This is a genomic window from Candidatus Dormiibacterota bacterium (assembly GCA_035544955.1).
In the GTDB taxonomy this organism is placed as follows: Bacteria; Chloroflexota; Dormibacteria; order CF-121; family CF-121; genus CF-13.
Genome location: DASZZN010000045.1, coordinates 42,908 through 63,607, shown reverse-complemented (window position 1 = coordinate 63,607; position 20,700 = coordinate 42,908). Strand labels below are relative to the sequence as shown.

General features: G+C 66.9%; 19 protein-coding genes. 1 reads left to right on the top strand and 18 read right to left on the bottom strand.

Annotated features, from left to right (window positions below; genetic code table 11):
• Positions 1–2: 2 nt before the first annotated feature.
• The 5 genes from pgeF to VHK65_16315 form a co-directional block, all read right to left on the bottom strand.
• On the bottom strand, positions 3–851 hold the full coding sequence (pgeF, locus tag VHK65_16335; GenBank protein ID HVS07716.1) for a peptidoglycan editing factor PgeF: 849 nt from the start codon (positions 849–851) through the stop codon (positions 3–5).
• Positions 745–1,209 carry a transcriptional regulator NrdR gene (gene nrdR, locus VHK65_16330; protein ID HVS07715.1) on the bottom strand — a complete coding sequence of 155 codons (465 nt, stop codon included), beginning with the start codon at positions 1,207–1,209 and terminating at the stop codon, positions 745–747. The genes pgeF and nrdR overlap by 107 nt, the downstream gene beginning before the upstream one ends.
• A gap of 85 nt (positions 1,210–1,294) precedes the next feature.
• The gene (gene ftsZ / locus VHK65_16325; GenBank protein ID HVS07714.1) at positions 1,295–2,374 is read right to left on the bottom strand and encodes a cell division protein FtsZ; all 1,080 of its coding nucleotides are present in this window, start codon (positions 2,372–2,374) and stop codon (positions 1,295–1,297) included.
• 156 nt (positions 2,375–2,530) lie between these two features.
• Positions 2,531–3,760 (bottom strand): cell division protein FtsA, encoded by a 1,230-nt coding sequence (ftsA, locus tag VHK65_16320; GenBank protein HVS07713.1) that lies wholly within the window; start codon positions 3,758–3,760, stop codon positions 2,531–2,533.
• A gap of 158 nt (positions 3,761–3,918) precedes the next feature.
• Positions 3,919–6,564, bottom strand: a complete 2,646-nt coding sequence (locus tag VHK65_16315) for an AAA family ATPase (protein HVS07712.1) — start codon at positions 6,562–6,564, stop codon at positions 3,919–3,921.
• A 34-nt stretch (positions 6,565–6,598) separates the two neighbouring features.
• Here VHK65_16315 and VHK65_16310 point away from each other — a divergent pair, with 34 nt between their 5' ends.
• Positions 6,599–6,889, top strand: a complete 291-nt coding sequence (locus VHK65_16310; protein HVS07711.1) for a hypothetical protein — start codon at positions 6,599–6,601, stop codon at positions 6,887–6,889.
• A 14-nt stretch (positions 6,890–6,903) separates the two neighbouring features.
• Here VHK65_16310 and VHK65_16305 read toward each other — a convergent pair whose 3' ends face one another.
• From VHK65_16305 to rsmH, 13 genes are all read right to left on the bottom strand, one after another.
• The gene (locus tag VHK65_16305) at positions 6,904–7,269 is read right to left on the bottom strand and encodes a small basic family protein (protein ID HVS07710.1); all 366 of its coding nucleotides are present in this window, start codon (positions 7,267–7,269) and stop codon (positions 6,904–6,906) included.
• The gene (locus VHK65_16300; protein ID HVS07709.1) at positions 7,266–8,072 is read right to left on the bottom strand and encodes an FtsQ-type POTRA domain-containing protein; all 807 of its coding nucleotides are present in this window, start codon (positions 8,070–8,072) and stop codon (positions 7,266–7,268) included. The genes VHK65_16305 and VHK65_16300 overlap by 4 nt, the downstream gene beginning before the upstream one ends.
• A gap of 67 nt (positions 8,073–8,139) precedes the next feature.
• Positions 8,140–9,264, bottom strand: coding sequence for a D-alanine--D-alanine ligase family protein (locus VHK65_16295; GenBank protein HVS07708.1), 1,125 nt, complete (start codon positions 9,262–9,264; stop codon positions 8,140–8,142).
• Entirely contained in the window at positions 9,261–10,163 is a 903-nt protein-coding gene (gene murB, locus VHK65_16290) for a UDP-N-acetylmuramate dehydrogenase (GenBank protein HVS07707.1), read from the bottom strand. Before murB ends, VHK65_16295 begins: the two co-directional genes overlap by 4 nt.
• The gene (murC, locus tag VHK65_16285) at positions 10,156–11,556 is read right to left on the bottom strand and encodes a UDP-N-acetylmuramate--L-alanine ligase (protein HVS07706.1); all 1,401 of its coding nucleotides are present in this window, start codon (positions 11,554–11,556) and stop codon (positions 10,156–10,158) included. Before murC ends, murB begins: the two co-directional genes overlap by 8 nt.
• Positions 11,556–12,635, bottom strand: a complete 1,080-nt coding sequence (gene murG, locus VHK65_16280; GenBank protein HVS07705.1) for an undecaprenyldiphospho-muramoylpentapeptide beta-N-acetylglucosaminyltransferase — start codon at positions 12,633–12,635, stop codon at positions 11,556–11,558. The genes murC and murG overlap by 1 nt, the downstream gene beginning before the upstream one ends.
• The gene (ftsW, locus tag VHK65_16275; GenBank protein HVS07704.1) at positions 12,547–13,800 is read right to left on the bottom strand and encodes a putative lipid II flippase FtsW; all 1,254 of its coding nucleotides are present in this window, start codon (positions 13,798–13,800) and stop codon (positions 12,547–12,549) included. The genes murG and ftsW overlap by 89 nt, the downstream gene beginning before the upstream one ends.
• Entirely contained in the window at positions 13,797–15,143 is a 1,347-nt protein-coding gene (gene murD / locus VHK65_16270; GenBank protein ID HVS07703.1) for a UDP-N-acetylmuramoyl-L-alanine--D-glutamate ligase, read from the bottom strand. Before murD ends, ftsW begins: the two co-directional genes overlap by 4 nt.
• Positions 15,140–16,096, bottom strand: a complete 957-nt coding sequence (gene mraY / locus VHK65_16265; GenBank protein HVS07702.1) for a phospho-N-acetylmuramoyl-pentapeptide-transferase — start codon at positions 16,094–16,096, stop codon at positions 15,140–15,142. Before mraY ends, murD begins: the two co-directional genes overlap by 4 nt.
• Positions 16,093–17,460, bottom strand: a complete 1,368-nt coding sequence (gene murF / locus VHK65_16260; GenBank protein HVS07701.1) for a UDP-N-acetylmuramoyl-tripeptide--D-alanyl-D-alanine ligase — start codon at positions 17,458–17,460, stop codon at positions 16,093–16,095. The genes mraY and murF overlap by 4 nt, the downstream gene beginning before the upstream one ends.
• A 42-nt stretch (positions 17,461–17,502) precedes the next feature.
• Entirely contained in the window at positions 17,503–19,212 is a 1,710-nt protein-coding gene (locus VHK65_16255; GenBank protein ID HVS07700.1) for a penicillin-binding protein 2, read from the bottom strand.
• 13 nt (positions 19,213–19,225) lie between these two features.
• On the bottom strand, positions 19,226–19,573 hold the full coding sequence (locus tag VHK65_16250; protein ID HVS07699.1) for a hypothetical protein: 348 nt from the start codon (positions 19,571–19,573) through the stop codon (positions 19,226–19,228).
• A 184-nt stretch (positions 19,574–19,757) separates the two neighbouring features.
• Entirely contained in the window at positions 19,758–20,687 is a 930-nt protein-coding gene (gene rsmH, locus VHK65_16245) for a 16S rRNA (cytosine(1402)-N(4))-methyltransferase RsmH (protein HVS07698.1), read from the bottom strand.
• Between the last annotated feature and the right edge of the window lie 13 nt (positions 20,688–20,700).

Sequence of the window (20,700 nt, the reverse complement as noted above, 5' to 3'; positions counted from 1 at the left end):
GCTCAGGGCGCAACGACGACGGAGAGGAAGCGTCCGGGACGACCGCCGCGATGGGAAAACCAGCGGTCCTCTTCGCGCGTGCACCAACCGGCCGACAGGATTCGGCTCGGCGCGACGCCCTCGTCTTCGAGTTGGAGCCGCACCACGCCCTCCAGGTTGAGCCGGACATCGTCGCCTTCCGTCTGGAGGTAGCGATCCTCGCGGCCGTAGCGCGCCGCGAACTGCGCCGCGACCTCGCTTCCGACCTGGTAGCAACGCGCACAAATGCCGGGTCCGATCAGGACGTCGAGTGCGTCGGGCTCGCTGCCGTACGCCAGGTGCAGCGCCTGCACCGTCTGGGTCGCGACACCCGCCAGCGTGCCGCGCCATCCGGCGTGCGCCCCGGCGACGACCCCACGGCGCGCGTCGAAGAAAAGCAGCGGAAAGCAATCGGCGTGGTAGGTGACGATCGCCTGTCCGGGGACGTCCGTGGCCAGGGCGTCGGTGTCAAAGACGCACTGTCCACCTTCCGGCCGCCGCCGATGGAAGGTCACGACATTGGCCCCGTGCTCCTGTACCGTCATCAGGGCGCGGTCGAGATCGAAGCCCAGCTGGTCGGCGAGCCGCCCGCGCCGCCGCATCACCAGCTCGGGGTCGGTCGATGCGGTGAGCCCCATCGAGCCGAGCGCCCGGGTGCTGAACCCGTGCCGCGCCGGAAATCCGGCGACGCCAACGACGGAGGCGAGCTCTAGCGCGGCGACGGGTTCAGCCTCGCTTTTCGCGGGTGAGAAGCTGGTCGATCTCGTGTTTGACTTCCTGGAGATCCATGAACGAGCGGTACACAGAGGCGAAGCGAATGTACGCCACCTCATCGAGACCCCGCAGCTTGTCCATCACCAGCTCGCCGACTTCACGCGAGGGAATCTCGACCTTGCCGCGGGTTCGCAGTTCGGCCTCGATCTCGTCCACGACGCGTTCCACCGTGCTCGGGGAGATCTCCCGCTTGGCGGTGGCCTTCATCAGGCCGGAGAACAGCTTCTGGCGGTCGAAGTCCTCGCGCCGGCCGTCCTTCTTCATGACGTAGAGCGGCACCGCCTCGATCCGCTCGTAGGTGGTGAAGCGCTTCGAGCACTGCAGGCACTCGCGGCGACGGCGGATCGACTCCCCTGTATCGGAGTCACGCGAGTCGACCACCTTGAGGTCGATGTGACCACAATAGGGGCACTTCATCTCACGCCAGTATCCCAGATATTGTGGTTAGCCATTCGAAGAGTGAAGGGCGAGAGGGGTGGGAAGGGGGCACCCCTCTCGCAGGTTAACGGCGACCGCGCAGAAACGCGGGGATATCGAGGTTCGACGGGTCGAAGCCTTTGTAGACCGGGACGTCCTCGACCGGCGCCGGCCGGCTGTATTGCTCCTCGATCTCGCGGCTGGGCTCGGCCCCGACGACGAAGCCAGTCGCCACTACCGTGATCTTGACCTCACCGGACATCTTCTCGTCGATGACAGTCCCGAAGATGATGTTGGCGTCCTTGTCAGCGGAAGCACGGACGATCTCCGCCGCCTCGTTGACCTCGTGCAAGGTGAGGTCGGTGCCGCCTGTGATGTTGAAGAGGATGCCTCGCGCCCCGTCGATCGAGGTCTCCAGCAGCGGGCTGGCGACGGCATCGCGGGCGGCGTCGGCGGCGCGCGTGTCGCCGCTGCCGAAGCCGATCCCCATCAGCGCCGCGCCCTGCCCGGACATAACGGCCTTGACGTCGGCAAAGTCCAGGTTGATCAAGCCGGGCTGGACGATCAAGTCCGAGATGCCCTGCACGCCCTGGCGCAGCACGTCATCGGCGATCTTCAGCGCTTCCGTGAAGGGCACCTTCTTATCGGTGACATCCAGCAGCCGCTGGTTCGGAATGATGATCAGGGTGTCGACCTTCTCTCGGAGGGTGGTCGCCGACTCTTCGGCGATCGCGCGGCGGCGGGAGCCCTCGAAGGTAAACGGTTTGGTTACGACGCCAATGGTGAGCGCGCCGTTGTTGCGGGCGATCTCTGCGACGACCGGCGCCGCGCCGGACCCGGTGCCACCGCCCATGCCGGCGGTCAGGAACACCATGTCGGCGCCTTGCAACAACTCTGACAGTTCTTGCTGGCTTTCCTCGGCCGCCTCGCGACCGATCGTCGGGTTGCCGCCCGCGCCCAGGCCACGGGTGAGCTTCTTGCCAATGTTCATCTTGGTCTGGGCTTCGGAATGGGCGAGCGCCTGCAGGTCGGTGTTGATCGCGATGAACTCGACGCCGCGCAACTTCGACCGGATCATCCGGTTCACGGCGTTGCTGCCGCCGCCACCAATGCCGACCACTTTGATGCGTGCGTTCCCCTCGAGCGTCCGGTCGACATCGCGCATGGCTTCCTCCTTATCGCGCTCGAGGCGCGCCCTTACGAACCGTTCCGCCGACACCCGCGGCCCCTGGCCTCCGCCGTAATCGCCAGGAATCACGGGCCGCGAGGCGAGGCCCTTCATTCGAAGCTGATCGTCGATGTTCATATCGGCCTCCTTCCTCTAGAAGAAATCCTTGATCCAACGAACGGTCCGCGCGTACACCGCCGAAGCGCCCGCGCCAACGGGCGCGTGGCCGTTGCCGTGGTGCCGAAGTTTGGTTCCCCAGCGCAGCAGCCCAACGGCGGTCGCGTAAGCGGGCCCGTTCACCTGGTCGCTCATCCCGATGGTTTGCGCCGGCGCCCCGATCCTGACCGGGAGGTCGAGCAGCGACTGCGCGGCATCGGTGAAACCCAGCAGGCGGCAGCCGCCGCCGGTGAAGACGACGCCGCCGGGTAAGAAGCCGTCGTGGCCACCGCGACGCATCTCGAGGCGCACCATTTCGAGGATCTCGCGCGCCCGTGGGGCGATGATCTCCGCCAGGTGCCGGCGCGGCACAACCTGGACCCGGTCCTGCCCGATCTGGTGCAACTCGACCATCTCCTCGCGCGGGATACAGGCGGGGATCGCGTGTCCGTAGTTGACCTTCAACATCTCGGCCTCGGTGAGCGTGGTGCGAAGCCCGATGGCGATGTCGTTTGTGACGTGCGTCGCACCCACGGGCAGGACCGCGGTGTGCACGACGCTGCCGTCGGTGAAGAGCGCGACATCCGTCGTCCCGCCGCCGACATCCACGAGCGCCACGCCGAGGTCCAGCTCATTGTCATTGAGGACGGCCTCGGCCGAGGCCAGCACTTGCACCACCAGGTCCTCGACGCTCATGCCCGCCTGGTGGACGCACTTGACGACGTTTTGCACCGCGGTCAGCGACCCGGTGATGATGTGGGTTTCGACTTCGAGCCGGGCGCCCGACATGCCGACCGCGTCCCGGACCCCTTCCTGACCGTCGACGATATAGCCGCGTGGGACGACGTGGATGATCTCGCGATCGTTGGGTACGGAGACCGCGCGCGCTGCGTCGATCACGCGGCTGACGTCCTCCTGACCAATCTCACGGTCCGACCGGGCCACTGCGATGACGCCGCGACTGTTCTGGCTGAGGACATGCGTGCCGGCCATGCCGACGAAGGCCGACTCGACCTTGTGGCCACACATCCGCTGCGCGGCATCGACCGCGCGGCTGATGCCCCGTACGGTCTTCTCCATGTTGACGACCACGCCGCGACGCAGACCTTCGGAGGTTGCCTCGCCGAATCCGACGATGTTGAGACCGCGGTCCGTCGGCTCGCCGACGACGCAGCAGATCTTGGTTGTGCCGATATCTAATGCTGTGACGTATTTAGAACGTGGCAAAGACCTTTCCTGGAACGCTGGCTGGGACGGTTGCGCCACATTATAGAGGGCTTTTGGGGCCGGCACAACACAAGCTGGCCAGTTATCCACAGCTTGCCAGCGCGCTGGGCATTCGAATCGTCTCGCGCCGATCGAACCGCGCTGAACGGCCTTGTCGGTTACTCCGGCCCGCTGGACGCAGGCGCCATCGACGATTCGAAATCCTGAGTTGCTTGGCCGCGCCCTGAGACCGTGTTTAGAGCCAGCTGTAGGGCGTCCTCGTAGTCCATGCGCCGGCCCGTTTCCCAGGCGGCTCCAGCAGCATGCTCGCCGAGCGCCTCGCGGGCGGGTTGGAGGAATGCCGACATCAGATCGCCCCAGACCTGCGGTGGCGTGTTGCCACTACCTTCGTGCATCGCGGAGCCGGCGCCCGCCAGTACTACCGCACGCTTCATGTTTCCGTCGAAGCCGGTAAGGCAGGCCAGCACATCAAGTGAGAATGCCGATCTGCGATCGCGCATCGCCCGTCCGAGCTCCAAACTCTCGCCGACACAGCGCCTCGCGGTGGCGAGGTCCCCTTGTAGGAGGGCGACCCCGGCGAGATAGGTTAGCGACATGGACGCCTCATCAGTCCTGCCCTGGGCTCGGCGAAGGGCGATGCTCTCGTCGAAGAGCGTGCGGGATTCTTCGAGATCATTCCGCCGGCCGGCCAGGAGCGCAAGTTGATGGAGGATTCCGGCTTCTTCCTCACGCTCGCCAGATTCGCGAGCCAGCGTCAGGGCTTCCTCGAGGGCTGCCTTGGAGGCCGCCAGGTCGCCGATGGCCGTACCGACTAGTCCAAGGACGGCGAGCGTTCGCAAGACGGTCAATCGATCCCCGATCGCGCGGGCCTCTTCCAGTCCGGTCGCAAGGAGCTGACGAGCAGCATCGAAGTCGGCCTGCAGGTAGGCGAACGTACCGGCGAGCTGGAGCCCAGCCGCGTGCGTACGGAAACCGGCTGGCGCGTATCTCAGTAGGTCGTCCATGAACTGACGCGGCTCCGAAGCGTGACCGCGAAGCTGCCAGAAGATCGTGAGTGCCACGGCCAGCCGGACGCCGAGATCGGGGTCGGCCTTGACCGTCCACCGGAGCGTGTTGCGGATATCGTCGTGGGCGGCCTCAAGCCGGTCGAGCCAGGCAGCCAACTGACCTGGCGGTCGAGTCTCGGCCAGGCTCAGAACATAAGCGCCGAGTCGGGCTTGCATCGCATCGGTCTCGCCCGCCACGAGCAATCGCTCCTGACCATACGTACGCACGGTCTCGAGGAGCCGATACCGTCCACCCTCCAGAATGGCCAGCGACTTGTCCACCATGACCAATGACTTGTCGACCAATCGAACCAGCAGGTCGAGCGTTGACTCCTGTGGCACGGCAGCGTCGGCGCAGACGTCCTCCGCTGCCTCTAGCCCGAAGCGGCCGGCAAAGACTGATAACCGTCGAAAGAAAATTCTTTCCGGATCAGCCAGGAGGTCATAGCTCCAGTCCATCGCCGCCCTCAAGGTGCGGAGCCGGCTGGAAGCCGTACGATCGCCGCCAGTCAGCAGCGCGAAGCGGCTCTCCAGGTGGGCAAGGATTTCGTGAACCGGCATCGCCGTCACCCTGGCCGCGGCCAGCTCGATGGCCAGTGGAATGAAGTCCAGCCGGTCGCAGATCTGAGCCACGACCTGGATGTTCTCGTCAGTGAGACGGAACCGGGGGTCATGGGACAGCGCCCGGTCGGCAAAGAGGCGCACCGCCTCATCGCGGGTCAGCGGGGGAACCCGCCACGTCAGCTCGCCCGGTACGTTTAGCGGCTCCCGGCTGGTGGCCAGCACGGTCAGGCCCTCACATCCTTTGAGCAGTTCCGCCGCGAGGGTCGCTGTGGGTTCGACAAGGTGCTCGCAGTTATCGAGGACCAGCAAAAGGCGCCGCTGACGTGCGTGGTGCACCAGCGTCTCCGCCATGCGGCGCCCCGGTTGCTCCTTCAGGCCGAGACCGCTGGCCACCGCCTGGGGGACGAGCAGCGGATCAGAGAGTGGTGCAAGCTCGACCAACCAAACGCCATCCGCCTCCTCGCCCACAAGCTGCGCGGCGAGCTCAAGGGCAAGTCTTGTCTTTCCCGCGCCGCCGGGCCCAGTCAACGTAAGCAGCCGGGTCTGGCGATGCATTTCCTGAAGCTCTTTCAGCTGCTCCTCACGGCCGATAAACGGGGTTAGCTGCGCCGGCAGATTGGTAAGCTGCCGCGCGAGAGACAGGATGGGAGGGAACTCCGCCGGACGGTTGAGGTCGACCAGCTGGAAGACCCGCTCGGGCCGCGTCAAATCCTTCAAGCGGTGCAGGCCAAGGTCCCAGAGAGCCGTTCCGACCGGCAACTCGTCAACCAGTAGCTGCTCCGTGGCCTGGGTGAGCAGGACCTGGCCGCCGTGGCAGGTCGCTAGCAGCCGGGCGCAGCGATTCAGCGCAACGCCGTGGTAGCGGCCCTCCCGGAGTTCCGTCTCTCCCGTGTGAATCGCGATGCGGGCCTCAACGTGCATGTCAGCCGGCCACGGCTCGGCATCGAATTCGCGTTGGAGTGCCAGCGCGCAGGCCGCGGCGTCGCCGGCGCGGCGGAAGACCGCGAGCACACTGTCCCCTGCGCGCCCGACGTCCGCTCCCTGATGCCGCCGCAGGCAACCAGCCACGATCCTGTCGTGCCGGGCCATGGACTCGCGCATGCCAGCCGGGGAGGACTCCCACGACCTGGTCGAGGCCACGAGATCCGTGAGCAGGAACGTGAGCGTACCCTCCGGCAGCTCTGCGGTTCCCATAGCAATGTCCCCACGCAGATGATAGATTCAGAGCATGACCCCGCTTGTGGCGCTGAGCCTGCCGAGGACTCTCCGGGACATGGCCAAGAATCTGGATGAGCTGCTCCGGAAGATTGCGAGAAGCGGCGAGGACGTACGGAAAGACTACCCAGCGATCCGCCAGGTCTCGGTCGCGTTTGAGCAGATCGACGCCGTCTTCCAGGCCGCGGCAAAGAAAGGCACGATTACGCCGCAGCAGCAGCAGAGCATTGCGCGCCACCTCCGGGCAAGCGCCGACGCTATCGAAAAGGGCGTTCGGCCGAGCGGTAAGTCGACGAAGGGCTAATCGCCCGGGGCTCGCTAGAGAAGATGCCTCCGAATAACGGCCAGGTTGTCGAAGATGCGGACCCCAAAGGCCACGATGGCGGCGAAATACAGCTCGACGCCGAGCTTGTCGCCCAGGTAGGTCAGCGCGCCCGCGGCCAGTGAGTTGACGAGCAACCCCGAGATGAAGACTTTGTTCTCGAAGTTTCCATTGAGCCAGGCCTTGACCGCCCCGAGCACGGAGTCGAGTGCGGCAAGGATCATGACCGCGGTGTAGCGCGCGTAGCCCGCCGGGATCTGCACCGGGGCATTGAGCCCGATGACGATGCCGACCGTGCCGAAGACGAACACGGCGGCCACCAGCCATAACGCTTCTCGCGATCCGCTGGCGGGGAGCCTCACTTGTGCGCTCGCATCTGCACCGCGGGCGCGTGCGGATTCTCGAGGTTGATGTATTGAATCGGCCCCGAGATGAGATCGATCCGGCTGCTCAGCGCTCGCAGCGCGGCGAGCTTGGGCTCGAGGCTGGCGCGATCGTCGGCGGTGACCATCTGGCCGAAGATGATCGTCCATCCGCGATCGGTTTGCGCGGTGAGCACCTCGCGACGATCCAGCTGGAACGACGTGACGGAGATCTTAAAGGCGGCGGAAAAACCGGCGCGCAGCTGAACCAGCATGGGCAGCAGCTCACTGCCGAGTGCGTGCTGGCCGTCGTTCGCCGGTCCGAAGCCGGGCCGGTTGATGACCGTCAGGCTGCCGGCCTCGGCGGCCGGATCGAGCACCTCACCAAGGTCGTTCAGGTAATAGGTCGTCTCGCCGACCTGGAGAACCGCGGACGGCATCCACTCGGTGACCCTGACCGAGACCCGGTCCGGAAGGGTCAGGTTGACGCTGGCCGACCGCACCCATGGCAGCGCCTGTAGACGCCTGGCGAGATCGGTCTGGTTGAGCAGGAAGATGCTGCGGTCGGCCGGCAGATTCAGTGCGCCCGTGACCTGCGCGGCCGTCAGATGTTTCGTGCCCACCACCTCCACGTGCCGCGGGCGAAAGGCGGGCTGAGCCAGCAGGAAGAGCAGCGCGAAGACCTCGCCACCGAGCACGGCGATCTGCACCGCGGCCCAGATCCACCCGCGCCCCGTCGCCACCGGCCTGGCTGGTGCCGGCGCCGTTCGGCGGCGGCGCTTTTCGATCGTCCCGACGGTCATTTTATCCGCCCGCTTTTCCACGCCGGAGTGGGCTCACATCCGCCCGCTTTTCCACGCCGGAGCGGGCTCATTCGGTTGCTCCGGGCTGCAAGAGCCGGCTATCGATCGCGGTCTGCGAGCGCTGCTTGTCGTTGAAGCGTTCGATCGCGAGGTCCACGAGCCGCCCGATCAATTTTGGATACGACAGTCCCGATGCCTCCCAGAGCTTCGGGTACATGCTGATGCGGGTGAAGCCCGGGATCGTGTTCAGCTCGTTCACCAGCACACGGCCGGTCTTGCGCTCCATGAAGAAGTCCACGCGCGCCATTCCCGCCGCGTCGACGGCCTGGAAGGCTCGCAACGCCATCGCGCGAACGTTCTCGGCAACGTCGCCCTCGATCGCCGCCGGGATCACCAGTCGCGATCCCTCGTCCAGGTATTTCGCGTCGTAGTCATAGAACTCGTGGGCCGGGACGATTTCGCCGACGACGGAGGCCTGCGGCTCATCATTGCCGAGGACGCTGACCTCCAACTCACGCGCATCGACCGCCCGCTCGACCAGCAACTTACGATCGAAGCTGGCGGCGAGTTGCAGACCGGCGAGGAGCTCGGCGCGGTCGTGGGCCTTCGTCGTGCCCACGCTCGACCCGGAGTTCGCGAACTTCGAGAAGCACGGATAGCCCAAGCGCTCCTCGACCAGGGCGATGAAGGCGTTCGGGTCCTGCTCGTACTGCCGTCGGGTGATGGGAAGATAGTCGACGATCGGCAGGCCGACGGCGGCGAAGGCGCGCTTCATGTAGATCTTGTCGAGCCCGAGCGCCGAACCGAGCACACCGGCGCCCACGTACGGGATGTTGGCCAGCTCCAGCACGCCCTGGATGGTCCCGTCCTCGCCGTTCAGCCCGTGAAACACCGGGAAGACCGCGTCGAGCGCCGGCAGGGTGGGTGGCGCCCCAGCCCCGTCTCGCGCGGGCACGAGGGATCGTTGTGTCGGGTCCGGCGGAAGGTAGACGTACTTGCTGGCGGCGTCCTCGCTCACGAGGCGCTTGAGCGACCCACCCACCAGCCAGCGCCCGTTCTTGTCGATGTAGACCGGTACCGCCTCGAACCGTTGCGGATCCATCGCGGCGATGATCGACCGGGCGGACAGGATGGAGACCTCGTGCTCGGTCGACCGTCCACCGAAGAGGACCCCGATCCGCAGCCGGCTCATCGGCTCGGTGTCCGGCCGATGACGCGGACCTCCGGTTCGAGCTCGATGCCGAACCGTTCGAAGACGCGATTCCGCATCTCGGCCATTAAGGCTAGCACGTCATCCGCGCTGGCTCCCCCCAGGTTGACGATGAAGTTCGCGTGCTTTTCTGAGATCTGCGCGCCGCCGACGCGACGCCCCTTGAGACCGCAGGCATCGATGAGGCGGCCGGCGGCGTCGCCTGGCGGATTCTTGAAGGTGCTCCCCAGGCTACGCTTCTCGATCGGCTGCGACTGGCGTCGGTGCTCTTGCACCTCCTTGATTCGCTCGCGGATGCGCGACGGATCGCCCTCCCCGGTCTCGAACGTCGCCGAACGGACGGTCCATCCCGGCTTCTCCGATTTCAAGATCGAGTCGCGATAGGCGAAGCGGCAGTCGGCCGCCGAGAGCGTGTGCAGCCGGCCCTCCGGATCGATGACATCGGTGCTGATGAGTCCATCTTTCAATTCGCGTCCGAAGGCGCCCGCGTTCCCCACCACCGATCCGCCGACGGTGCCCGGGACACCCGCGCCGAACTCGAGGCCGGTCCGTCCGGCCTTCGCGGTTTCCGAGGCCAGCTTCGGCATCAGGTACCCGGCGGATGCCGTAACCCGGCTTCCCTCGAACGTCAGGCGCGACGTGCCGAGCTTGATCGTCAATCCCGGCAGCTCGTCGGCGGCGAAGAGCGTGTTGGTGGCCGCCCCGATCACCAGGTAGGGCACGCGCTCTTTGGTCAGACCGCCGATCAAGTCGGGAAGCGTGGCATCGTCGTCGAGCCCCAGGAAATAGCGGGCGCGGCCGCCGATTCCATACCAGCTGTGCGGGCTGAGCGGCTCGTGCTCGCGCACGCCCGGGACCGCCGCCAACCAGGCGTCAGGCAACCGGTGAGCGCTCCAGCACCTCGGCGGTTTTCGCGATGACCTCGTCGAAACCGCGCACCGACATATAGACGATGACGTCCCCGGGGCGCGCGGCCGACGCCAGCTTGTAGGCGGCCGAGCGGGCCGAATCCGCCGTGGCGACTTCGTCGACCCCCCGGATCACCCTGGCCAGGTCTTGCGAGCTAACGGTGTGCGCGAGGTGGCGCTCGCGGGCGGGCTCGATCGGTCCGATCACGACAAGGGCGCACCCCTGGAAGGCGTCGGCGTAGGCGTCCAACAGGCTCCTGGTGCGTGAGTAGGTATGCGGCACGAAGCAAGCCAGCACCCGTCCTGGGTGAAAGCGCTCCTGCGCCGCCTTCAGGGTAGCGCGCACCTTCGCGGGGTTGTGCGCATAGTCATCGACCAGCGTGACGCCCCGCACCTGGCCGCGGACTTCGAAGCGGCGGCTGACGCCCTGGAACTTTCCGATCGCCTCCACCGCCGCGGCGACGGGCACGCCGATCCGGACGGCAGCGGCGAGGGCGGCCAGCGCGTTCGCTGCGTTGTGCTCTCCCGGCAGCCTGGTGGTGACGACGGCCACGACCTTTGCCTGGTGCCAGGCGGTGAAGCGCATCCCCTCCCCTTCGATCTGCACATCGCGGCCATGCCAGTCGGCCCCACCCCGGAGACCGTAGGTCTCGACGTTGGCGCGCGTCCGGCTGAGCAGCCGGCGAACAGTCGGATCGTCCGAGTTGGCGATCAGCCGGTCCTCCGGTCCGAGATATTCGAGCAGCTGGCGAAAGATCGCTTCGTAGGACCCCGGATCCGGGAAGACGTCGGGGTGGTCCCAATCGATGTTGGTGAGGACCGCCAGCTGGGGGGCGAAGTGCAGGAACTTGGGGCGCGGATCGAAGACCGCCGAGGTGTACTCGTCGCCCTCGAAAACGAACTCCCGCCCGCTGCCCCAGGCCGCCGCCGAGCCGAGGTCGCGGGCAGTCATGCCGAGGCGGAACCCGGGATTGCGCCCCGCGCTGCGAAGAATCCAGGCGATCAGACTCGCCGTGGTCGTCTTCCCGGCCGAGCCCGCCACCACGATGCGAAAACGGTCAGCAGTCAGCTCGCCCCAGTACTCGGCCTCGCTGATGAGGCGGATCTGGTGCCGCTTGGCCGCCTCGGTTTCCGGATTGCCGTCGCGCACCTGGTTGCCCTGGACGACGAGATCCGGCTTCCCCCAGCGCGTGATATTGGCGGCAGCATGCCCATCGACCCACTTGATCCCGGCTTGCGTAAGGATGTCGGTTGTCGGCGGATAGGCATCTTCGTCGGACCCGGTGACCTCGTTACCGAGCTGTTTGGCGACGAGCGCCAGCCCCGAGACCGCGTAGCCGCAGATGCCGATGAAATGGATCCGCATCAGTGGTGCCGCGCCACCTCTTCGAGGAGCCTGACAACCTCTTCGGCGGCGTACGGCCGCCCCAATCCTCGCATGGCCTCGACCATCTTGCGATATCGGGCCGGATCGTCGATGAGGGAGGTGACCACCCCGCGGAGACGCTCTTCCGCCTCTTCGTCGGGAATCACGATCGCCGCGCCCGCCGACTCGTAGGGTTTGACGTTCATTCGCTGGTGGCCCCCGGCGTACGGATAGGGGATCAGGATCATCGGAACGCCGATCGCGCTCACCTCGCTCAGGGTGCTGGCGCCGGCCCGGCTGATGACGAGGTCCGCGCCTCGGATCCGGTCGGCCAGGTCGTTGGCAAAGGCGAAGGGCTCGTAGCGTCCCGCAAGCGGCGGGGGCAGCTTGGCCTTGACCGCCTGCATGGCACCGATCTCGCGTGCGCCCGTCTGGTGCGCGATCCGCAGGTCAGGGCGATCCAGCAGCCAGGGGACCGCGTCCGCGACCGCCTGGTTGAGCCGATGGGCACCCTGGCTGCCACCCAACACAAGGAGGGTCTGCGGCTGGTGCGGGAAATTCTCTTTGCGACGCCAGAATTCCGTCCGGACCGGCGTGCCGGTGACGACCGTCTTGGCCGCGGGGAGGAAGCGCGAGGATTCCGGATAGGCAGTGGCGACCTTCCCGGCGAAACGGGCGAGCGCCCGCGTGGCGCGCCCGGGCATCAGGTTTTGTTCCTGGAGGACGATCGGGACGCGGGCCAGGCCGGCCGCCATGATGAGCGGGACACTGACGTACCCGCCGGTGCCGAGCACGACGTCGGGCTTGAACCGGTCGAGGAGCCGCCAGGATTGCCAGAGCGCGGCCCCCAGCACCGGCGGCAGTTTCCAGTTACGCCATACCTGCTCAGTGTAGAGCGGCGCGGCCGGGATGGCCGTAAAGGGCATGCCATAACTCGCGACCGTTTTCGCTTCGATCCCCTCGCGGCGCCCCGCGAACAGGATGGTGGCGTCAGGATCTTTCCGCGACAGCGCCTGCGCGACGGCGATCGCCGGGAACAAGTGTCCGCCCGTGCCGCCGCCCGAGATCAATACTCGCATGCCGTATCCATCCCACCTTCTCGCTCTGGGTCGAAACGTTCATCAGTATGCCGACCGCCAGCAGGGTGATCGCGAGCGAGGAGCCCCCGTAGCTGATGAAGGGTAACGGAATCCCGGTCGTGGGCAAGGTCACCGTGACGGCCGCGATGTTGATCAGCGCCTGGAAGGCGATCCAGGTGGTCACCCCACAGGCGAGTAAGGAGCCGAAGGCATCCGGAGCCTTGAGCGCCACGCGGTAGCCGCGATAGGTGAAGAGCCCGAACAGCGCGAGCACGATCGTGGTCCCGATCAGGCCGGTCTCCTCGCCCACGATGGCGAAGATGAAGTCGGTGTGCGCGAACGGCAGCCATTGATATTTCTGAATGCTGTGCCCGAGCCCGAGCCCGGTCACGCCCCCGGAGCCGAGCGCGACCACCGACTGGATCGCCTGAAAGCCGGTGTTGAGCGGATCGGACCAGGGGTCAACAAAGGCCAGGATGCGATGCAGCCGGTAAGGCTCCATGCGAATGAAGACATAGAGGCAGAGGCCAACGATCAGCAGCAGCAAGAGGACGTGACGCTTTTTCCCGCCCGCGACCAGGAACTGGGAGAGCAGGATGCCGGCGACGATCATGGTGGTGCCCAGGTCTCGTTCGAGAATGACGAGCAGGGTCACGAGTGCCAGCAGCGCGAGGAAGGGGACGACGCCGTCTTCGAGCGACCCGATCCGCTCCCGATGGCGCTCCAACCAGAGGGCCATGAAGACGATGCTGGCGACCTTCGCCAGCTCCGCCGGCTGCATCTGCATCGGCCCCAACCGCAGCCAGCGCCGGGCGCCGTTGACCTCGATCCCGAAATGCGGCAGCAGCACGACCACCATCAGGACGACGGTCACGCCCGCCAGCGGCCAGGCGAGCGGTCGCAGCCGGTGGTAGTCGATGTGGGCCGCAGCCCACAGCAGAATGACGCCCAGTGCGAGCCAGAGCAGCTGCCGCTCGAAGTAGTACGCCGCGTTGTGGAACCAGAGCCAACCCTGTACCTCGGAGGCGGAGAAGACCATCACCAGCCCGAAGGCCGTCAGTGCCAGGACGGTGAGCACGAGCGTGCGGTCACCGCGACGCCAGAGACGGGTGGAGGCCAGCGTCCGGCGCGCGGCCGGCAGCTCGAGCGCGGCCCGCGCCCTCACCGGCTCAGCTCCGCGAGCACGGTCGCCTTGAAGCGCCGCCCCCGGTCCTCGTAGTCGCGGAACATGTCGTAGCTGGTGAAGGCTGGTGACAGCAGGACCACCGACCCGCGCGGCGCCAGCGCGGCGGCCTTGCGCACCGCATCGGCCAGGTCCTCCGCGCGTTCGACCTTTTTCAGGCCGGCGTCACGCGCCCGGCGGGCCAGCTCCTCGCCCGTCTCCCCCATCGTCACCAGCGCGGCGACCCGGCCCGCGATCGCTCGGGCCAGCGGCTCGATCTCGATCCCTTTGTTGCGGCCACCGGCGATCAGGATGATGGGCTCGCTGAAGGCCGCGAGTGCCTTGTAGGTCGAGTCCGGGTTGGTCGCCTTCGAGTCGTTGTACCAGCGGACGCCATTGAAGGTGCCGATCGGCTCCAGCCGATGCTCGACGGCTTTAAACTGCCGCACGGCATCGGCCACCGGCTCAGGCGCGATGCCGGCCGCGTCGCCGGCGGCGACAGCGGCCATCACATTACTGAGGTTGTGGTCGCCGGGGAGCGGGACCTCGGCGGCCGGCAGCACCCGGCGCTTGACTCCCGCATGCGCGATGGTGACCCAGCCATCCACCAGGGTGACGCCCCGGTCAACGGGTTGATGAAGACCGAACGCCAGCACCTGGCCCCTCGTCTGTGTCCGCATTCCGGCACAGGCTGGGTCATCGACGTTGAGCACCGCGTGGTCCTCAGGCTCCATGAAGGCAATCGCGCGTGCCTTGATCTCGACGTAGCGCGCGAACGACTTGTGGCGGTCGAGGTGATCGGGCGTCACGTTCAGCACCACGCCAATGTGCAACCGCGGCGTCGTGATCGACTCCAGCTGAAAGCTGCTCAGCTCCAGCACAACCCAATCGTCCGGGCGGAGCTGGTCGATGCGGTCGAGTACGGGCTCGCCGATGTTGCCGCCCCGCATCACCCGCAGCCCGCCGGCACGGAGGACCTCCGCGGTGAGCGCCGTGGTGGTCGTCTTGCCGTTGGTACCCGTGATCCCGACGATGCGGGCGGGACATGAGCCGAAGAAGAGGTCGATCTCGCTGGTCACTTCAATGCCGCGCCGGCGGGCGGTCTCGACCAGGGGCTCATCCCACGGCACACCGGGGCTCACCACCAGGAGGTCGGTGCCGTTGAGGTCCTCCGCGCCGTAACCGCCGAGGCGGGCCTGGATCCCTGCCCGCTCGAGCTCTGCGCGCAGCTCCGGGGTGTCGGCGCGATCGACCACCCGTACCGACCCTCCGCGACCGGTGATAAAGGTTGCGGCCGCCCGTCCGCTGCGGCCGTAGCCAAGGACCAGCGCGTGCCGACCCTTCACGCCGAAGCCCCGGGCCGCGCCAGCGCCAGCGCGAGCACGGCGGCGACCAGCGACCCGGTCCAGAACCAGACGGCGATCGGCATCTCGCGCCAGCCCGAGACGATGAAATGGTTGTGCAGCGGCGACATCTTGATGATTCGCTTGCCGGTCATCTTGAAGCTCGCGACCTGCGCGATCACGGAGACGGTCTCGACGACGAAGACGAGGGCCAGCAGCGGCAGATACCAGAGGAAGCCGGTGGCGATCGCCGCCGCGACCATGGCCGTCCCCAGCGCCAGGCTCCCCGTGTCACCCATGAAGACGCGCGCGGGAAACAAGTTGTAGAACAGGAAACCGGTAAGGACGCCCGCCAGGATGGCCGGCATCAGACCCGCACTGGGTCGATGTTGCAGGACGGCGATGATCGCCAGCGCGCCGAAGGTGATGGCGCCCGCTCCCGCGGCCAGGCCATCGCTGCCATCCGTCAGGTTGAAGGCGTTGGAGCCGGCGGCCACCGCCACCGCCGTGACGACGACGATGATCCAGCCGCTGATCGGGTGGCGTCCATCGAAGGGGACGAGCTGGCTGGTCAGCCCCCAGCGCAGCGCGAGATAGCCGAGCAGCGCGCCCGTCGCCAGCTGGATCACGATCTTCTGCCGGGCCTTCAGCCCGAGGTTGCGCCCGCCGCGGATGGCGGCAAAGTCATCGATGAAGCCGAGGGCCGCGCCCAACACCAGCGCGGTCAGCACGAAGCCACCGGCCACCGAACGGTCGGCAACCAGATAGAGGACGAGCGCCACCAGCACGAACACCAGGCCGCCCGCGGTCGGCGTGCCGGCCTTGCCGTGGTGGGCGGCCGGGCCTTCTTCGCGGATTTGCTGGCCCATCCGTGCCCGGGCCAACTGGCCGATCGCCGCTGGGAAAACGAGGGCGCTCACGACGAGGGCCGCGACAAAGACGATCAGTGGCCTCATGGCGCCTCACGAATTTGCTCGACGACGCGCTCCAGACGCATGCCACGGGAGCCCTTGACGAGCACCTGCGTTTGCGCGGTCAGCAGGGGGGTCAATGATGCCACCGCCTGCTCGGCGCTCTCGACGACGAAGGCACGATCCGTTGGCAAGCCGGCTCGGCGCGCGGCCTGCACCACGCGGGGGGCATATTCCCCGACCGCGATCAGGACGTCGGCGGTCTTGCCGGCAAGCGAACCAATTTCCTCGTGGGCCCGTTCCGCATGGTCGCCCAACTCCAGCATGTCCCCCAGCACCGCCACTTTCAGGCAGCCCTTGGGCGCGAGGCTCAGTACCTCGAGCGCCGCGAGCATCGATCCGGGGCTGGCGTTGTAGGAGTCGTCGATCACGGTGGCGCCGTTGCGTCCGGACACAATGTTCATCCGCCGCGCCGGTGGCGCGAAGCCGTGCAGCGCCGACGCGATGGCCGGCGCATCGAAATCGAATTCCAGCGCGACGGCGGCGGCGGCGAGCGCATTCGAGATGCTGTGGTGGCCGGGCAGGCGGAGATAGACCTCCACTTTGCCGCGCGGCGTGAGCAGCATGAACGTGCTGCCCTCGAGGCCGTGGAGCCGGATCTTCTCGGCGCGGACGGCGGCGTCGTTCGACATGCCGAAGAGCGTGAAGCGGCGCGCGACCGCCGACATAGCGCGAACCCGCAGGTCGTCGGCGTTGAGGACCGCCAGGCCGCCGGGAGCGAGTCCTTCGACAAGCTCCCGCTTGGCCGCCGCCACACCCTCGATCGAACCCAGGAAACCAACGTGCGCCAGGCCGACGTTGAGGACAACGCCGATCGTCGGCGGAGCCACGCGGGTCAACTCGCGGATCTCGCCGGCCCGCGACATCGCGTACTCGACCACCAGCGCTCGGTCGCGCGGATCCATCTGGAAGATCGTCATCGGGATGCCGGTATAGGTATTCAGGTTGCCCTCGCTCTTGTGCACCCGGAGCCGTCGCCCGAGCAGATGCGCGATCAGGTCTTTGGTCGTCGTCTTGCCGGCACTGCCGGTGATGGCGACGATCGGGTGTGGCTGGCGGGCGAGCCGGTCGGCCGTGATGTCGAAGAGCGATTGCCGGGTGTCCTCCACCTGGATCACCGCCGCGCTTTCCACACCCTGCGGTGGCCGCTCGCAGAGGATCCCGGCCGCACCACGTTCGATCGCTTGTGGGATGAAGACGTGTCCGTCGTGCTGCTCGCCGCGCAAGGCAACGAACAGGCCGCCCGGTTTCACCTCCCTCGAATCGACAAAGAGCTGGGTGAAGGTGACATCGTGCGGACCGCTGAGCAGCCGGCCGCGTGTCGCGTTCACCACGTCCTTCACAGACATGCCCACAGCATCACTATTCTCGCTGTCGCCTCCACCGCCGCCTCACGGGGCGATCTGCCACTGGGTGATCAGCGCGCTGGCGACGGTTTTCCAGATGGGGGCGGCGACGTACGCACCCTCGAAGAGAACCTTCGGCTTGCGGGTGATCACCAGCATGATGAACTGCGGGTGATCGACGGGCACGAAGCCGACGAAGGAGCCGATGGTCGCGTCCGCAAGATATTTCCCGTTTTCCGGGATGCTCGCGGTGCCGGTCTTGCCGGCGATCCGGTTCTTGAAGCCGTCGATCCGCGCGGCAAAACCGGAGCCCTTCTCGACAACGCCGACCATCATCTGCTGCATCTCCTGCGCGGTCTTCGCGCTGATGACCTGGCGGACGATGCGCGGCTGAACCGGGTGGCGCGTTCCGTTCGCGTCGATCACCTGGTCCACGACGTGCGGCCAGACGAGGTTGCCGCCGGTGGCGACCACGTTGACGGCGGCCAGCATCTCGATGGGCGTGGTGTCGACCCCCTGGCCGAAGGAGGCGGTCGCGAGCTCGACTGGCTTCCACTTTGCGAGATCACGAAGCGGCTCGGCCGTCTCCGCCGCGACGTCAACGCCGGTGGGGGCGCCGATGCCGAAGCGTTGCATGTACTGGTAGAAGGGGGCGGCCCCCTCCATCTGCTGGGCCTTGATGGCGCCGACGTTGAGCGAGTTTTGGAGGACCTGAGTCATTGTGACATTCCCGTGGGCCCGGTTGTCCCAGTTGCGGATCGCGACTCCGCCCACCACCGCGACGCCGGTCTCGTTGAACCGCGTGTCGGGGGTGATGGCGTGATCATCGAGCGCGCCTGACAATGTCACGACCTTCATCACCGACCCCGGCTCATAAAGATTCGAAACGATCGGGTCGATGAACTGCGCGGTGGGCGTCGTCGCAAACTGGTTCGCGTTGTAGCTGGGCACATCGGCCCAGGCGACGATGCGACCGGTGGCCGGCTCCATGATGATCAGCGAGCCGCTTTCGGCCTGATATTTCTGTACGCCGTCGGCCAGCGCTCGCTCGGCGACCACCTGGATCGTGCTGTCGAGCGATAACTGTAACGTCATGCCGTTCACCGGCTCGCGGCGCTGGCGATCGCTCAGGACGATCGGCCGGTTCGCCAGGTCGCGCACCGTCGCCTCGAATCCCGCCTGGCCGGCGAGGGTCTTGTCGTAATAGCCCTCGATGCCGTAGTTGCCGGTTCCCGCGTCGTTGGCGAAACCCAGCAGGTTGGCGGCGAGGCTTGTCCCGGCGACGCCGCCGTCGACATAGGACCGCTGGGTCTCGGCGACCTTCCCGATTCCGGGGAGGCGCATCGCGTCAAGCTGCCGGGCGACCGAGGCCTGAACGCGCCGCGCCAGGTAGACGAACTGCCGCGCCGAGGCGAGCCTGACCTCGATATCGGCAGGGGTGAGCTGGAGCACCGGTGCCAGCTTGGCGGCGATACCGTTGCGCTCGGCGCCCGTGATCTGGTCCGGCGACGCGAAGATCGAATAGACCGGCGTGTTGGTCACCAGCAGGGCACCGTTCCGGTCGAGGATGTTGCCCCGCGCGGCGGCCAGGGTGATCGTGTCGTCGTGGTAGGTGGCTGCCAGTCGAGCCATGTCCGAGTGGCGCAAGACCTGCCAGTACGCGAGCCGGCCCAGCAGGACCAGATAGGCGCAGAGCACCAGCGCCATCAATGTAAGGATGCGGCTCCGCGGCTCGAGTTCCTGGGGGCCCCTCACGATCGCCGTCCGGTTAGTGCGCTGGTTCGGAAGTCAGCGGGCGGCCGATCACCGCACCCAACACGGCCAGCACGCCGTCCCAAACGCCGGGACGCCCCGAGTTCGCCGGACGCGGGCCGAGCGCGATCGGCGAGCCGGTCCCGTGAACGTATTGCCAGCGGCTCGGATGGGAGAGGCCGAGTTGCTGCGCCGCGGTAGCGACGCGGTTGGCGGCGCGGTCGCCGGCGAGCTGGGCCAGGAGCTGGTCGTGCTCGCCGCTGAGGCGCGCCTGTTCCTGCTTCAGCGTCGCGATTTGGTAGCTCGCCTGGGTGGCGGCGGCCGACTGCGCCACCAGCAGCAGGGCGGCCGCGATCAGTGACACCGCGCCGACCAGGGGCGAGATGGAAGGCCGGCCGCGACTCCGGCGCGCGCGCGAAGGGGGAAACGCGCGCGCCGGAGGGGTCGGATCGGGCCGGCGGGGCCGCAATACTAGTAGATGCCCAGGAGGGAGGGATTCCACCATGCGGCCGCTCAGGTATTGACTTGTGGAATGACATGGACGGGGTTCATAGTTTCTCCGCGATTCGTAATTTCGCCGACCGGGCGCGGGGATTTTCCTGCACCTCGGCTTCCGAAGGAGTGATGGGCTTGCGTGTTATGACGCGCACCGAACGACGGTGCCCGCAGATACAAACGGGCGCTTGGGGCGGACAAATACAGTCTGTTGCTTCGACGTTGAATAGGTTCTTTGCAATCTTGTCCTCGAGGGAGTGGAAAGAGACGACCCCTACGCGCCCACCGCTTGCAAGCACTTCAATGGCTGCCTTCAACCCTTTTTCGACCGCGTCCAGCTCGCGGTTGACCGCGATCCGGAATGCCATGAAGGTGCGGGTCGCGACGTGAATGTCGCGTGGCCAGGCACCGCGTGGGATGGCCCCGGCCACCACGTCGACCAGGTCCTTCGTCGTCTTGAACGGCACCTGGCGCCGCCGCTCCACGATTCGTTGCGCGATCCGGGATCCCCACCGCTCCTGGCCGTAGTCCCGCAGGATGCGCCGTAGGTCACTTTCCGACTCGCGGTTGAGCAGGTCGGCGGCGGTCCACGATTCGCTACGGTCCAATCGCATGTCGAGCGGTCCGTCTGACTGAAAGCTGAAACCCCGCTCCGGGTCGTCCAGCTGGAGTGAGGAAAGACCGAGGTCGAAGATGATCCCGTTTGGTGGGCGGCCGATCCGCTCGGCCGCCCGGTCGAGCTGCGCGAAGTTGGTGTGCTCCAGCATCACCGTGACGTCCGGAGGCACCGCTTCCCGGGCGAACCGCTCGAGGGCGGAGGCGTCGCGATCGATGCCGAGCAGCACGCCGCCCGGCCGCAGGCGCCCGATCAGCGCCCGCGCATATCCCCCACCCCCTAGCGTGGCGTCGACAAACGCCTGCCCGGGGGCTGGTTGAAGGCTCGTTATGACTTCTTGTAAAAGTACGGGTCGATGTCCGGACATCCCGGACGGTGGC

Coding starts and splice junctions, on each gene's coding strand:
- pgeF (HVS07716.1), bottom strand. CDS start 851: ATGAGGTGGCGTACATTCGCTTCGCCTCTGTGTACCGCTCGTTCATGG.
- murC (HVS07706.1), bottom strand. CDS start 11,556: ATGCGGATCCATTTCATCGGCATCTGCGGCTACGCGGTCTCGGGGCTG.
- VHK65_16310 (HVS07711.1), top strand. CDS start 6,599: ATGACCCCGCTTGTGGCGCTGAGCCTGCCGAGGACTCTCCGGGACATG.
- murF (HVS07701.1), bottom strand. CDS start 17,460: ATGTCTGTGAAGGACGTGGTGAACGCGACACGCGGCCGGCTGCTCAGC.
- VHK65_16315 (HVS07712.1), bottom strand. CDS start 6,564: ATGGGAACCGCAGAGCTGCCGGAGGGTACGCTCACGTTCCTGCTCACG.
- VHK65_16300 (HVS07709.1), bottom strand. CDS start 8,072: ATGACCGTCGGGACGATCGAAAAGCGCCGCCGCCGAACGGCGCCGGCA.
- rsmH (HVS07698.1), bottom strand. CDS start 20,687: ATGTCCGGACATCGACCCGTACTTTTACAAGAAGTCATAACGAGCCTT.
- VHK65_16295 (HVS07708.1), bottom strand. CDS start 9,264: ATGAGCCGGCTGCGGATCGGGGTCCTCTTCGGTGGACGGTCGACCGAG.
- murG (HVS07705.1), bottom strand. CDS start 12,635: ATGCGAGTATTGATCTCGGGCGGCGGCACGGGCGGACACTTGTTCCCG.
- nrdR (HVS07715.1), bottom strand. CDS start 1,209: ATGAAGTGCCCCTATTGTGGTCACATCGACCTCAAGGTGGTCGACTCG.
- mraY (HVS07702.1), bottom strand. CDS start 16,096: ATGAGGCCACTGATCGTCTTTGTCGCGGCCCTCGTCGTGAGCGCCCTC.
- ftsZ (HVS07714.1), bottom strand. CDS start 2,374: ATGCGCGATGTCGACCGGACGCTCGAGGGGAACGCACGCATCAAAGTG.